Below are 13,445 nucleotides of genomic sequence, written 5' to 3' on the forward strand. Positions count from 1 at the left end.
TCCCCGCAAGCGGGGAGAGGGAGAAAAATCAAAACACCTTGCGGATCCAGTTGTGGGGATCGTTGGTGCGGCCGTACTGGATGTCGACGAGCTGCTTGCGCAGGCCCATGGCGACCGGGCCGGCGGCGCCGCCGCTGATCTCGAAATCGCCGCTCACCGAGCGCACCTTGCCGATCGGCGAGATCACCGCCGCGGTGCCGCAGGCGAAGGCTTCCTTCAACTTGCCCGAGGCCGCATCCTTGCGCCACTGGTCGAGCGAGTACGGCTCCTCGCGCACCGTCTTGCCGGCATCCTTCGCCAGCGCGATGATGGAGTCGCGGGTGATGCCGGGCAGGATCGTGCCGAGCGGCGGCGTCGACAGCGAGCCGTCCTCGAACACGAAGAAGATGTTCATGCCGCCGAGCTCCTCGACGTAGCGGCGCTCGATCGCATCGAGGAAGACCACCTGATCGCAGCCGTGCTGAATGGCTTCCGCCTGCGCACGCAGACTCGCGGCGTAATTGCCACCGCACTTGACGGCGCCGGTGCCGCCGACCGCGGCGCGCGTGTAGTTCTCCGAGACCCAGATCGACACCGGCGCAGGTCCGCCCTTGAAATAGGAGCCGACCGGTGAGGCGATCACCGCGAAGATGTATTCGGACGACGGCTTGACGCCGAGGAAGGTCTCGCTCGCGATCATGAAGGGGCGCAGGTAAAGGCTGCCCTCGCCGCCCGGCATCCAGGCACGATCGATGCGCACGACCTGCTCGACCGCCTCGATGAAGACGTCTTCGGGCAGCTGCGCCATCGCCATGCGATCGGCCGAGTCCCTGAAGCGCCGCGCATTGGCGTCGGGGCGGAACAGGTTCACGCCGCCGTCGTCGCGCTTGTAGGCCTTGAGGCCCTCGAAAATTTCCTGGGCGTAGTGCAGGACGGCGCCGGCCGGATCGAGCTGGAAGTTGGCGCGCGCCTCGATGCGCGCCTCGTACCAGCCGCCCTTGGCCTGGTTGTAACGGACGATCGCCATGTGGTCGGTGAAGACCCGCCCGAACCCGGGGTCCACCAGCTTGGCGACGCGGTCCTTTTCTGGAGTAGGATTGGATGCGGGCTGGATGTCGAATTTCATGCTCATGTCCTTGGCTCCCGCTGCCGGTAGCGGCGCTGTTCTGGCGCCCGCCTGCCCTGTTTCGGGTCCGGCTGGCTTGATTAGAGTTGTGGCCGGGCCACCGCCAGCCTTGTTACGGCCGGTTTCCGTGGCCAGCATGTCGCCGAGGACATGCTTTTGCGGAAGGCGGAAGTCCAGTATGTTTTGTCGAAATGCCGCTCGACAATCGCACGGTAGATCTGATCCGGCCGTCGCCGCCTGTCCGGCTCTCTCCGGCCGCCTCAGCTTCGATGCCACCCGACGCGAAACGATCTAAAATTTCGTGCGGGCTGATCGTTTTGTAACATTGAACCCAAGATACGTCAATATGCCTGACATAAATTTCGCGACTCCCCCTCAAGACGCTGCCGAGCCCCGGCCGGCGGCAGGCGATGGAGGCAATTTGCGCTGGGATATCATCGAGCTGCTGTTCTTCGCCTATCGCGACTTCGTCGGCGATCCCGACCAGGAGCTGGAGGCGTTCGGCTTCGGCCGGGCCCATCACCGCGTCATGCACTTCGTCTACCGCTATCCCGGGCTCAAGGTCGCCGATCTCCTCGACGTCCTGCGCATTACAAAACAGTCGCTCGGCCGGGTGCTCAAGCAGCTCCTGGACGAGGGCTATATCGTGCAGAAGACCGGCGACAATGACCGCCGCCAGCGCCTGCTCTACGCAACGCCGAAGGGCGAGGCGCTGGTGCAGAAGCTCGCCGGGCTCCAGACCACGCGGATCACCAAGGCGCTCGCCGAGATGGCGCCGCAGGATGCGGAGACCGTCAAGCGCTTCCTGCGCGCGATGATCGATCGCGACGATCCGGACAAGGTGCTGGAGACGATCTTCGCCTCCGTCAATCAAGACCCAAAGGAGTGACCGTGCCACTCGCTGCCACGCTCGCCCGTCCGCCGGTGCAACCGGCCGACGACGCCCCGCATCTCCTGCTGGTCGACGACGACCGCCGCATCCGCGATCTGCTGTCGCGCTTCCTCGCCGGCGAAGGCTATCGCGTCTCGACCGCGGCGAGCGCCAGCGATGCGCGTTCGAAGCTCATGGGCCTGCATTTCGACCTCTTGATCCTCGACGTCATGATGCCTGGCGAGACCGGCTTCGACCTCGCCCGCTTCATCCGGACGTCCTCCTCGGTGCCTATCGTGATGCTGACGGCGCGCCACGAAGCGGAAGCCCGCATCGAAGGCCTTCAGATCGGCGCCGACGACTACGTGGCAAAGCCGTTCGAGCCGCGCGAGCTCGCGCTGCGCATCAACAACATCCTCAAGCGCGCCGCCCCGCCGCCGCAGGCAGCGGTGGTGGAGAAGATCGCGTTCGGCCCCTACGTCTACCATCTCGATCGCGGCGAATTGCGCCAGGGCGAAGAGGTCATTCACCTCACCGACCGCGAGCGCGAGATGCTGCGGATTCTCTCGGAGACGCCGGGCGAGACCGTGCCGCGCAGCGCACTGACCGGCAATGGCAGCGTCAACGAGCGCGCCGTCGACGTGCAGATCAACCGCCTCAGGCGCAAGATCGAGACCGATCCCGCCAATCCGCTGTTCCTCCAGGCGGTGCGCGGCATCGGCTATCGCCTGGTGGCCTCGCCTTAAACCGCAGTGAAGCGCGACCGATGAGCACGATCGATACCGGCCTGACGCTGCTGAAGAGCGCCGCCGGCCGCGTCTCCGCCGCCAATGGCTGGATGGGCAATGCGTTCAAGGGCTGGATGCCGACCGGCCTCTATGCCCGCGCGCTCCTCATCATGATCGTGCCGATGGTGATCCTGCAATCGGTCGTCGCCTTCGTGTTCATGGAGCGGCACTGGAACACGGTGACGCGCCGCCTGTCGGCCGCAGTGGTGCAGGACATCGCCGCGCTGATCGACATCTACAAGGGCTATCCGCAGGACAAGGATCGCGACCAGATCCGCCGCATCGCGCAGCAACGCCTCGGACTCGTGGTCGACTTCCTGCCCGCCGGCGACATGCCGCCGCCAGGACCAAAGCCGTTCTTCTCGCTGCTCGACCAGACGCTGTCGGTGCAGCTCGGCCGCCAGATCGGGCGCTCGTTCTGGATCGACACGGTCGGCCGCTCCAACCTCGTCGAGATCCGCATCCAGCTCGACGACGCCGTGATGCGCGTGTTCGCGCAGCGCAGCGCCGCTTACGCTTCGAACTCGGAGATCTTCCTGTTCTGGATGGTCGGCACGTCCTCGATCCTCTTGATCGTCGCAGTGCTGTTCCTGCGCAACCAGATCAAGCCGATCCTGCGCCTTGCCGATGCCGCCGAAAGCTTCGGCAAGGGCCGCGAGGCGCCGAACTTCAGGCCGCGCGGCGCGCGCGAAGTGCGACGCGCGGCGGTCGCCTTCCTCGAGATGAAATCGCGCATCGAGCGCACGATGGAGCAGCGCACCGCGATGCTGGCCGGCGTCAGCCACGACCTGCGCACCATCCTGACCCGCTTCAAGCTCGAGCTGGCGCTGATCGGCGACAGCCCGGAGCTCGAAGGCATGCGCAAGGACGTCGACGAGATGTCGATGATGCTGGAGGACTACCTTGCGTTTGCCCGCGGCGATTCCGGCGAGCAGTCGCAGCCGACCGACATGGCGCAGGCGCTCGAGGAGCTGCGCAGCGATGCCGAACGCCACGGCCACGCTGCAACCGTCGCATTCAACGGACTGCCGGTGGTGACGGTGAAGCCGGCCTCGTTCAAGCGCTGCCTCGCCAACCTCGTCACCAATGCGGCGCGCTACGGCAAGAGCATCGCCATCACCGGCCAGCGCGATCACCGTTATCTGACCGTCACGGTCGACGACGACGGCCCGGGCATCCCCGCGCATCTGCGCGAAGAGGTGTTCAAGCCGTTCCTGCGGCTGGACAACGCCCGCAACCAGGACGAAGGCGGCACGGGCCTTGGCCTCGCCATCGCCCGCGACATCGCCCGCTCGCATGGCGGCGACATCACGCTGGGCGACAGCCCGATGGGCGGATTAAGGGCGAGCGTGCGGATACCGGTGTAACTGCCGTAGCCCGGATTTCGCTACGCTCCATCCGGGCTACAATCTCGCCTACTTCGGCAGCAGGGCCTTCAGCTTGTCGACGTCGCGCACGTTCATCTTGAAGCCGCCGGGCATCACGATGTCGCCGGGCTTCTGGTCCGGCTTGCAGGCGCCCAGCCATTTCGCTTCGAGCGTCATGGTGGTGTCGCGCCCCGCCGCGCCGGCGGCGCCGCCTTGCGCGTGCGAGGTGGTCTTCACCGTATAGGCCGAGTTGAAATCGCCGGTGATCTCGGCGTGCGAGGTGGTGCTGATGCCGGCGACGCTGCACTCGGAATCGCTGACATAACCGGTCGCGGTCTTCTTGATGTCCTGCTTGGCGCAGATCTGCTTGGCCATCGGGGAGACGTTGTTGTTCATCTCCTTGTCGACGGTCTCGTCGGTGCAGTGCTGCATGGTCATTTCCGGCATCTGCGAGCCGGTCCTGACCATTTTCAATTCCCACAGGCCGGCCTTGCGCACCGGCAGATCGTCGGCACTGGCGCCGCCTGCCGACACCACAAGGCAAAGGGCCGAGCCGAGCAAAGCAAGTTTGCGCGTCATGTGGGAAGCTCCCGGCTGAGAGATCGCTGCGTTACGAAAACGCCTCAGTACAGCGTGCGGATCGGCTGGCTGGCGGCGCCATAGGGCACCCAGCGGCAGGAGAACGAGATGTAGCCGCCCTCATAGGCCTGCACGCCGAGGAATTTGACGACCTTGCCGTACCGCGCGCAATGATCGACCGCGACCTGCCGCGCGTCGACCTGATTGGCCATCGAATAGGCGATGATGCCGCCGGTGTCGTTGCCCTTGAACGGGGGTACAGGAAGGATATCGGCGCGCGCCGACTGGCCCGCCATCATACCCAGGGCAAGAAGGCCCGCGGCCGCAATGATTCGCATTTCCCGTTACTCCAATTGGTTGGCGCCAGTTTACGGTGCCGGGACGGAAGTGAAAAGAACTGAAGCCCTGTCGGATGCGACGTTCTGGTCAACTCCTGGCCAAGTGTTGCCGCGCTGCACTTGACCTCACCCGCCCTTCGCGGCACCGTCCGACCTCCGCAGATCATCTGTCTGGATTGCCCATGCGCGCCTCGACCTCCCTGAAATCGCTCCGCTTTGCCGCCGTGCTCGGCCTCATGTTCGGGGCGCTGTCGCTCGGTGAGGCCAGGGCCGCCAATCCGCTGGAGCTGAATTTCTGGCTGAGCGGACCGCGCTATGACGGCAATGTGGCAGATTGCGACAAGGCGCTGCCGACGATCGCCACCCAGTTCTGGGAGAAGGAAAGCGCCTTCTGGAATTCCTCGTTGAAGATCACCGGCTTCTCCGCCGTGCACGAGACCGCGTTCCGACCCTGGCAGTCCGACAATATTCCGCGCCGTTATTGCACCGGCGAGGCCATGCTGAACGACGGCAAGGTGCGCAAGGTGCATTTCTCGATCATCGAGGATGGCGGCTTCGCCGGTTACGGCAATGGTGTCGAATGGTGCGTGGTCGGGCTCGACCGCAACTGGGCCTACAATCCGGCCTGTCGCGCCGCCAAGCAGTAATTCGACAGCCCTGATTCGGACCGGGCCAGCGGCCTGACGAGGGCCGCCCGAATTTTGTTCTTGAAATGTTCTTATCGCCTGCTAGGCTCGATTGCACAGTCTAGTTGAGGGGCGTCGCCATGTTTCATTCCAGATTGCATTCGTTCTCCCGCCTGATGATCTCGCTGACCCTGGCCTTGACCTTTGCCGCCGGGCTGGTCTTGCCGGCGGGCGTCGCGACAGCGCAGGACAGGCGGCAGAACGCGCCCGGCGAATTCGATTTCTATGTGCTGTCGCTCTCGTGGTCGCCCTCCTTCTGCGAGGAGGCGGCGGAGCGCGGCGGCCGCTCCCAGATCCAGTGCAGCGGCCGGCCCTATTCCTTCGTGGTGCACGGGCTGTGGCCGCAATATGAGAACGGCTTCCCGGAATATTGCCAGCGGCCGGCGCCGCGGCTGAACCGCAGCATCGTCTCCTCGATGCTCGACCTGATGCCGGCGCCGGGCCTGATCTTCAACGAGTGGGACAAGCACGGCACCTGCTCGGGGCTCGCCGACCGCAGCTATTTCGAGACGATCAGGAAAGCGCGCGCCGCGATCAAGATTCCGGCCGAATATCTCGAATTGTCGCAGGCCAAGACCGTGGCGCCTGCCGACGTCGAGGAGGCCTTCATCAAGGCCAATCCGGGCCTCGGCAGCGCCGCCGTCTCGGTCACCTGCAACCGGACGCGGCTGTCCGAGGTCCGCATCTGCCTCAGCAAGGACCTGCAATTCCGCGCCTGCGAGGAGATGGACCGCCGCGCCTGCCGCCGCGACCAGGTGACGATGCCGCCGATCAGGGGTGGGTAGCTGCAAAATCAGCTCCGTCATTCCGGGGCACGCGAAGCGTGAACTATGGTGCGCAGTTCGGTGCTACGTACCGCCCGGGAATGACGGGAGTTACTTTCATCGCGCGATGTCGTAACTCTCCGCCATGAACTACCGTCACGCCTTTCATGCCGGCAACTTTGCCGATGTCATCAAGCACATCGTGCTGGCGCGCATCCTCACTTATTTGCAGGACAAGCCGGGGGCGTTCCGCGTCATCGACACCCATGCCGGCGCCGGCCTCTACGATCTCGAAAGCGACGAGGCGCGGCGCGGTGGCGAATGGCTAACCGGCATCGCGCGACTGATGCAGGCGCGCCTGTCGAACGAGACCGCGGCGCTGACAAAGCCTTATCTCGACATCGTCCGCGCCTTCAATCCGAAGGGCGAGCTCAAGGCCTATCCAGGTTCGCCGCTGATCGCGCGCGGCCTGCTCAGGCCGCAGGACCGCCTCGTCGCCTGCGAACTCGAGCCGAAGGCACGCAAGGCGCTGATCGACGTGCTGCGCCGCGACGAGCAGGCACGCGTGGTCGATCTCGACGGCTGGGTGGCACTGCCGGCCTTCGTGCCGCCGAAGGAGCGGCGCGGGCTCGTGCTGATCGACCCGCCGTTCGAGGCAAAGAACGAGTTCGAACGGCTGGGCGAAGCCTTCTCGGAGGCTTTCGCAAAATGGCCGACCGGTATCTATGTAATCTGGTATCCCGCCAAGAGCCGGCGCGCCACCGATGCGCTGGCACAGCTCGTGGCGCGGCTCGCAGCCGCAGCAAAGCCACCGGGCAAATGCCTGCGCCTCGAATTCAGTGCCGCGCCGCAAGCGGACGGCGCAGCCCTCACCTCCACCGGACTGCTGATCGTCAATCCCCCTTACACGCTGCACGGCGAGCTCAAGACGATCCTGCCCGAGCTCGAAATGCCGCTCGGCCAGGGCGGCGCTGCCAGATTCCGATTAGAGGTGCCGAGGCCGTAACACTCCGGCATTCTTGGGAAAAATATGCAGGAGCGGTAGTCAATCTGCAAAGAACCGTATTATGCTATTTCCGTGACTGGCTTTACGTTCCGCTTCCGCGAATGGTTGCGGCGGAGTGAAGGCCTAAGAAAGATCCGGCCGGACCGAAAGGTCCGCCCAAGGATGGCCAGCTCCCGGGCTCCGTACGGCCCGGTCATGTCGTGACGTGAGTCTGCGTCACGACGGAGGAGCAATGAGGGGGAGTTTCCCGATGGCCATGACGGGAACGGTCAAGTTCTTCAACGGCGAGCGCGGCTACGGCTTCATCAAGCCGGATGACGGCGGTCGCGATGTCTTCGTTCACATCACTGCTGTGGAGCGAGCGGGACTGAAGGACCTTGCCGAAGGACAGCGTATTACTTTCGAAGTCGAACCGGACAAGAAGGGGAAGGGACCGAAGGCGGTCAATTTGGTCATCCTCTCCTAGCGGGCCTGACGCAAAAAAACCTGGCGCAAAAAAAGTCCCGGCCGCGAGCGGCCGGGAGGTTATTGTCCGGTATTTTCTTATTTGGCTATCAGAAGTGATAGTTGACGCCTGCGCGCACAACGCTGGCGGTATAGCCGTTTGACACGCCTGTAATTGCGAACTGACTCGTCGACAGATCGATGTAGAGATATTCGAGCTTGGCGCTCCAGTTCGGCGCGAGGCCGACTTCCGCACCGGCACCGATGGTCCAGCCGGCGCTGGTGTGCGACTCCGTCCAGCCGAAGGTCTGCGCGCGCAGTTCGCCGAAGGCGAGGCCGGCGGTGCCGTAGAACAGCACGTTGCTGAAGGCATAGCCGGCGCGGCCGCGCAGGGTGCCGAACCACGGATTGGAGAACTTCCAGGGCGCGAAGGTGTCGTCGGCGCCAGCGGCCTGGATGTCGCCCTCGACGCCGAACACCCACGGGCCGTTCTGGAAATTGTAGCCGGCCTGAATGCCGCCGACGAAGCCGGACGGCTTTGAGGGATTGTTGTCGACCGAGCCCCACTCATAGCCGATGTTGCCGCCGAGATACGGACCGGCCCAGCTATACGCGTTCAGCGGCTGGTTGACGGTATAGGGGGCACGCTGCCCGTAACTGAGATCGGCGGCCTCTGCCGAAGCTGTCCAGCCGGCGGCAACCAACGCGGCTGCGCCCACAACGAGCCTCTTCATCACACACTCCAACGCAACTGCCGCAACCGGTGCGATGCCGGCGCCGCCGCGCCATGTCGCGTGGTTACGGAACCAAGACTTTTCGCGTAAGATTTATCGAGAGTTTTAAGTTAAAGGGCTGTTAAGACCCGTTACCGCGCGCTTAACAGACTTAAGGAAGCGTTACCGGGAACTGCGCCGCCATCCTGTGCGTGCAGCATGGCCGGAACTTCAAATCGGTCCCCCCAGCGCCTAAATTCGTCCCATGGTTCACGATTCCACCGACGATCCGGACGACACCCGCGTTCGCAAATCAAGGCGCGGCACGGCACCGGACGCCCCGTCCCAGGAGACGGCACCGCCCGACCTCGATCCCGCCACCACGGGCGGCGACGACGAGGACGACGCGCTTCTGCCTGACATCCTGGAAGAGAGCGGCGCAGTCGGCGAGGAGCCGCTGGCGAGCGGCCATGAGGCGATCGAGCGCGCGGTCCGGCTCGCGCCGACCTCGCCCGGCGTCTATCGCATGCTCAACGCGAATGCCGACGTGCTCTATGTCGGCAAGGCCAAGAACGTCAAAAAGCGCCTGTCCAACTACGCGCGCCAGAGTGCGCCGCAACCGGCGCGCATCCTGCGCATGATCGCCGCCACGGTGACCGTGGAGATCGTCTCGACCAACACCGAGACCGAAGCGCTGCTGCTGGAAGCCAACCTCATCAAGCAGCTCCGGCCGCGCTTCAACGTGCAGCTGCGCGACGACAAGTCGTTTCCCTATATCCTGATCACCGGCGACCACTGGGCGCCGCAAATCCTGAAGCACCGCGGAGCGCAGACCCGGCCCGGACGCTATTTCGGCCCGTTCGCCTCCGCAGGCGCCGTCAACCGCACCATCACGGCGCTGCAGCGAGCGTTCCTGATCCGCTCCTGCACCGATTCCTTCTTCGAGAGCCGCAGCAGGCCCTGCCTGCTCTACCAGATCCGCCGCTGCGCCGGTCCCTGCACCCGCGAGATTGATTTCCCCGGCTATACGACCCTGGTGCGCGAGGCGACCGACTTCCTCTCCGGCAAGAGCCATGCGGTGAAGCAGGAGCTCGCCGGCGAGATGGAGAAGGCGGCCAATGAGCTCGAATTCGAGACCGCCGCGCTCTATCGCGACCGCCTTGCCGCGCTGTCGGCGATCCAGTCGCAGCAGGGCATCAATCCGCGCACGGTGGAGGAGGCCGACGTGTTCGCCATCCACCAGGAGGGCGGCTTCTCCTGCGTCGAGGTGTTCTTCTTCCGCACCGGCCAGAACTGGGGCAACCGCGCCTATTTCCCGCGCGCGGAGAAGACCTTTACGCCCGAAGAAGTGCTCGGCTCCTTCCTCGCCCAGTTCTACGACGACAAGCCGCCGCCGAAGAACATCCTGCTTTCGCATGAGATCGAGGAGAGCGAGCTGCTTGCCAACGCGCTGTCGATCAAGGCCGGCCACAAGATCGAGGTCACCGCGCCGAAGCGCGGCGAGAAGAAGGAGCTCGTCGCCCATGCGCTGACCAATGCGCGCGAGGCGCTGGGCCGGAAGCTCGCGGACACCGCGACGCAGGGCCGCCTGCTCGACGCCATGGCGACGACGCTGAGCCTGCCGCATGCTCCCAAGCGCATCGAGGTCTACGACAACAGCCACATCCAGGGCACCAATGCGGTCGGCGCCATGATCGTCGCCGGCCCGGACGGCTTCGTGAAGAACCAGTACCGCAAGTTCAACATCAAGTCGGAAGGGGTCACGCCCGGCGACGACTACGGCATGATGCGCGAGGTGCTGGAGCGCCGCTTCAAGCGCCTCATCAATCCGCCCGAGGAGGGCGCCAAGGTCAAGGACGACGATTTTCCGCAATGGCCCGACCTTGTCATCATCGACGGCGGCCGCGGCCAGCTCAACGCCGTCCGGGAGATCTTTGCAAATCTCGGCCTGACCCAGGTGTCGCTGATGTCAGTCGCCAAGGGGCCGGACCGGGATGCCGGCCGCGAGACCCTGTTCATGCCGGAGCGCGAGGCGATCAAGCTCGAGCCGCGCGACCCCGTGCTCTATTTCATTCAGCGCCTGCGCGACGAGGCCCACCGCTTCGTCATCGGCTCGCACCGCAAGCTGCGCAAGAAGGACATCCGCGAGGCCGGTTTGCAGGAGATTCCGGGCATCGGCCCGTCACGCAAACGTGCCTTGCTGCATCATTTCGGAACCCTGAAGGAGATCGAACGGGCCTCGATCGCCGATCTCGGCAAGGTTCCGGGGGTGAGCGCCGAAAGCGCCCGCAGGATTTTCGAGTATTTCCATCCCCAGCCGGGGTGAACTAAGGGGTCCGCAGTCATATGGTCGTCGCATCCTGCACTCCATTTGGGAGCGGGACGGTTGACCTTCAGGCTTGAGCGGTATTGGTAGGACGGATGAACATCGCCACGACACGAGGGACGACCAGCCGCGCGATGTCCCTCCCGAACATCCTGACCTATGGCCGGATCGCCGCGATCCCGGTCGTGGTCGGGTGCATCTACGCGCAGTCGATTCTGGATCAGCCGCTGTGGCTGCGCTGGGTCGCGGTCGCCATTTTCATCGCGGCGGCAGTCACCGATTACCTCGACGGCTATTACGCGCGGATCTGGAATCAGCAATCGGCGTTCGGCCGGATGCTCGATCCGATCGCCGACAAGCTGCTGGTCGCCTCCTGCCTGCTGATGCTGGCCGCCGACGGTATCATCCATGGCTGGTCGCTGTGGGCCGCCATCGTGATCCTGTGCCGCGAGATCCTGGTCTCGGGCCTGCGCGAATATCTCGCCGCGCTGCGCGTCAGCGTGCCCGTCACCAAGCTTGCCAAGTGGAAGACCACGGTCCAGCTCGTCGCCATCGGCTTCCTGCTCGCGGGCGAGGCCGGCGACCAGGTCGTGCCCGTCGTGACCCAGATCGGCCTCTTGCTGCTGTGGGCCTCGGCGATCCTCACCATGTACACCGGCTACGATTATTTCCGCTCCGGCATCCATCACCTCATCAAGGAGGATGAGGTATGAAGGTGAAATATTTTGCCTGGGTGCGCGAACGCGTCGGCAAGGCCGAGGAAACCATCGAGCCGCCCGCGACCGTGCGCACCGTCGAGGAGCTGATCGCCTGGCTGTCCGGCCGGAGCGAGGCCTATGCCTATGCGTTCGAGAAGCCGAAGGTCATCCGCGCCGCGATCGACCATGCCCATGTCAAGTCGGACGCCGCAATCGCGGGCGCCCGCGAGATCGCGTTCTTCCCGCCGATGACCGGCGGCTAGGCCCATGACTTCCCCTGCGACCACCGGCCCCGTCACCATCCGTATTCAAGAGGACGATTTCGACATCGCGCGCGAGATCGCGCTCCTGACCAGGAGCCGGACCGACATCGGCGCGGTCGTGAGCTTCTCCGGCATCTGCCGCGGCGACGAGGATAGCGCGAAGATCGCCGCGCTGACGCTCGAACATTATCCCGGCATGGCCGAGGAAGAGATCAAGCGTCATGTCGACGAGGCAACCACGCGCTGGCCGCTCAACGGCGTCACGGTCATCCATCGCGTCGGGCGGTTCATGCCCGGCCAGAACATCGTGCTGGTGCTGACCGCCTCGCAGCATCGTCAGGCCGCATTCCAGGCGGCCGAGTTCCTGATGGACTATCTCAAGACCAGCGCGCCGTTCTGGAAGAAGGAAGAGAGCGTCACCGGCACCGGCTGGGTCGAGGTCCACGCCCGTGACGACGAGGCCGCCGCACGCTGGACGAAATCCTGATGGCAAGAGCTTCGAAAAAGACCGCGCGCGGCCGCGCCGCGCCAAAGCTTGCGAAGGTCGGCCGCGGCGAGCTTGTCACGCTCATCGACTACGTCCGCTATGCCGTGAGCCGCTTCAATGAAGCCAAGCTCTCCTTCGCGCACGGCACCACCGATCCGGTGGCGGAAGCGGCCTTCCTGGTCTGCGAGGCCCTGCATCTGCATCCCGACCAGTTCGAGGCCTTTGCCCACGCCCGCGTCACCGCCGCGGAAGGCAAGACCCTCCTCGACCTGATTCATCGGCGCGTGACCACGCGCAAACCGGCCGCCTATCTCGTCAACAAGATCTACATGCGCGGCCTGCCCTTCTATGTCGACGAGCGCGTCATCGTCCCGCGCTCCTACATCGGCGAACTGCTGGATTCGCATTTCGGCGGCGACGGCGAGGCCGGCTCGCTGATCGACGACCCCACGGCCGTCGAGCGCGTGCTCGACCTCTGCACGGGTTCGGGATGCCTTGCCATCCTCGCCGCGTATCACTTCCCGAATGCAACGGTCGATGCCGTCGACATCTCCAAGGGCGCGCTCGAAGTCGCCGCGCGCAATGTCGGGGAGCACGGGCTCGATGAGCGGGTCACGCTCCATCGCGGCGACCTGTTCGCCCCGCTCGGCGATAACAGATACGACCTTATCATCACCAACCCGCCTTACGTCGATGCGGAAGGCATGGCGGCCTTGCCGCCGGAATGCCGGGCCGAGCCGAAGCTTGCCTTCGACGGCGGCGTCGACGGTCTCGACGTGGTGCGCCGGATCCTGCGCGACGCCCCTGAGCACCTGACGCCGGACGGCGGGTTGATCTGCGAGATTGGCCGCGGCCGCGAATTGGTCGACGAGGCCTTCCCGGAACTGCCGCTGCTCTGGCTGGACACCGAAGACTCCGAAGGCGAGGTGTTCTGGATCGCGGCCGCCGATCTCGGCTGATCGGCCGCCGCGGCGGCACTCCGCGCGGAACAAGTCAAATCCCGTCACGTT

General features: G+C 64.9%; 16 protein-coding genes. 12 read left to right on the top strand and 4 right to left on the bottom strand.

What is annotated here, in order from left to right; translation table 11 throughout:
* Positions 1-28 precede the first annotated feature (28 nt).
* Complete coding sequence (locus WN73_RS24475; RefSeq protein ID WP_028174667.1) at positions 29-1,111, bottom strand: branched-chain amino acid aminotransferase; 1,083 nt, start codon at positions 1,109-1,111, stop codon at positions 29-31.
* Between the two features lie 340 nt (positions 1,112-1,451).
* Here WN73_RS24475 and WN73_RS24480 point away from each other — a divergent pair, with 340 nt between their 5' ends.
* Genes WN73_RS24480 through WN73_RS24490 form a run of 3 tightly spaced genes read left to right on the top strand, consistent with a single transcriptional unit; the run spans position 1,452 to position 4,131 of the window.
* Positions 1,452-1,994 carry a MarR family winged helix-turn-helix transcriptional regulator gene (locus WN73_RS24480; protein ID WP_028174666.1) on the top strand — a complete coding sequence of 181 codons (543 nt, stop codon included), beginning with the start codon at positions 1,452-1,454 and terminating at the stop codon, positions 1,992-1,994.
* Positions 1,991-2,722, top strand: coding sequence for a response regulator (locus WN73_RS24485; RefSeq protein ID WP_028174665.1), 732 nt, complete (start codon positions 1,991-1,993; stop codon positions 2,720-2,722). Before WN73_RS24480 ends, WN73_RS24485 begins: the two co-directional genes overlap by 4 nt.
* A 20-nt stretch (positions 2,723-2,742) precedes the next feature.
* Positions 2,743-4,131: an ATP-binding protein gene (locus WN73_RS24490; protein ID WP_011090196.1), complete on the top strand. Its 1,389-nt coding sequence runs from the start codon at positions 2,743-2,745 to the stop codon at positions 4,129-4,131.
* Positions 4,132-4,179: 48 nt separating this feature from the next.
* Here WN73_RS24490 and WN73_RS24495 read toward each other — a convergent pair whose 3' ends face one another.
* The gene (locus tag WN73_RS24495) at positions 4,180-4,710 is read right to left on the bottom strand and encodes a DUF3617 domain-containing protein (RefSeq protein ID WP_011090197.1); all 531 of its coding nucleotides are present in this window, start codon (positions 4,708-4,710) and stop codon (positions 4,180-4,182) included.
* Positions 4,711-4,754: 44 nt separating this feature from the next.
* On the bottom strand, positions 4,755-5,048 hold the full coding sequence (locus WN73_RS24500; RefSeq protein ID WP_271555207.1) for a hypothetical protein: 294 nt from the start codon (positions 5,046-5,048) through the stop codon (positions 4,755-4,757).
* A gap of 182 nt (positions 5,049-5,230) precedes the next feature.
* Between WN73_RS24500 and WN73_RS24505 the strand changes: the two genes are divergently transcribed.
* The 4 genes from WN73_RS24505 (at position 5,231) to WN73_RS24520 (ending at position 7,970) form a co-directional block, all read left to right on the top strand.
* The gene (locus tag WN73_RS24505) at positions 5,231-5,695 is read left to right on the top strand and encodes a hypothetical protein (RefSeq protein ID WP_028174664.1); all 465 of its coding nucleotides are present in this window, start codon (positions 5,231-5,233) and stop codon (positions 5,693-5,695) included.
* A gap of 119 nt (positions 5,696-5,814) precedes the next feature.
* Positions 5,815-6,519 (top strand): ribonuclease T2 family protein, encoded by a 705-nt coding sequence (locus WN73_RS24510; RefSeq protein WP_028174663.1) that lies wholly within the window; start codon positions 5,815-5,817, stop codon positions 6,517-6,519.
* Between the two features lie 124 nt (positions 6,520-6,643).
* Entirely contained in the window at positions 6,644-7,504 is an 861-nt protein-coding gene (locus tag WN73_RS24515) for a 23S rRNA (adenine(2030)-N(6))-methyltransferase RlmJ (RefSeq protein ID WP_271555209.1), read from the top strand.
* Positions 7,505-7,754: 250 nt separating this feature from the next.
* Positions 7,755-7,970 carry a cold-shock protein gene (locus WN73_RS24520; RefSeq protein WP_008544396.1) on the top strand — a complete coding sequence of 72 codons (216 nt, stop codon included), beginning with the start codon at positions 7,755-7,757 and terminating at the stop codon, positions 7,968-7,970.
* An 88-nt stretch (positions 7,971-8,058) separates the two neighbouring features.
* On the opposite strand, the gene WN73_RS24525 is transcribed toward WN73_RS24520, so the two are convergent.
* Positions 8,059-8,682, bottom strand: a complete 624-nt coding sequence (locus WN73_RS24525; RefSeq protein WP_028174662.1) for an outer membrane protein — start codon at positions 8,680-8,682, stop codon at positions 8,059-8,061.
* 244 nt (positions 8,683-8,926) lie between these two features.
* On the opposite strand from WN73_RS24525, the gene uvrC reads away from it, so the two are divergent.
* The 5 genes from uvrC to prmB all read left to right on the top strand — a co-directional run bounded on the left by uvrC (position 8,927) and on the right by prmB (position 13,394).
* On the top strand, positions 8,927-10,987 hold the full coding sequence (gene uvrC, locus WN73_RS24530; protein ID WP_271555210.1) for an excinuclease ABC subunit UvrC: 2,061 nt from the start codon (positions 8,927-8,929) through the stop codon (positions 10,985-10,987).
* Between the two features lie 95 nt (positions 10,988-11,082).
* Complete coding sequence (gene pgsA, locus WN73_RS24535; protein WP_011090204.1) at positions 11,083-11,700, top strand: CDP-diacylglycerol--glycerol-3-phosphate 3-phosphatidyltransferase; 618 nt, start codon at positions 11,083-11,085, stop codon at positions 11,698-11,700.
* Entirely contained in the window at positions 11,697-11,948 is a 252-nt protein-coding gene (moaD, locus tag WN73_RS24540) for a molybdopterin converting factor subunit 1 (RefSeq protein WP_011090205.1), read from the top strand. The genes pgsA and moaD overlap by 4 nt, the downstream gene beginning before the upstream one ends.
* 4 nt (positions 11,949-11,952) lie before the next feature.
* Positions 11,953-12,435, top strand: a complete 483-nt coding sequence (locus WN73_RS24545; RefSeq protein ID WP_271555213.1) for a molybdenum cofactor biosynthesis protein MoaE — start codon at positions 11,953-11,955, stop codon at positions 12,433-12,435.
* On the top strand, positions 12,435-13,394 hold the full coding sequence (gene prmB / locus WN73_RS24550; protein ID WP_271555214.1) for a 50S ribosomal protein L3 N(5)-glutamine methyltransferase: 960 nt from the start codon (positions 12,435-12,437) through the stop codon (positions 13,392-13,394). The genes WN73_RS24545 and prmB overlap by 1 nt, the downstream gene beginning before the upstream one ends.
* Positions 13,395-13,445 lie beyond the last annotated feature (51 nt).

This window comes from Bradyrhizobium sp. CCBAU 45394, assembly GCF_028128655.1.
Taxonomy (GTDB): domain Bacteria; phylum Pseudomonadota; class Alphaproteobacteria; order Rhizobiales; family Xanthobacteraceae; genus Bradyrhizobium; species Bradyrhizobium diazoefficiens.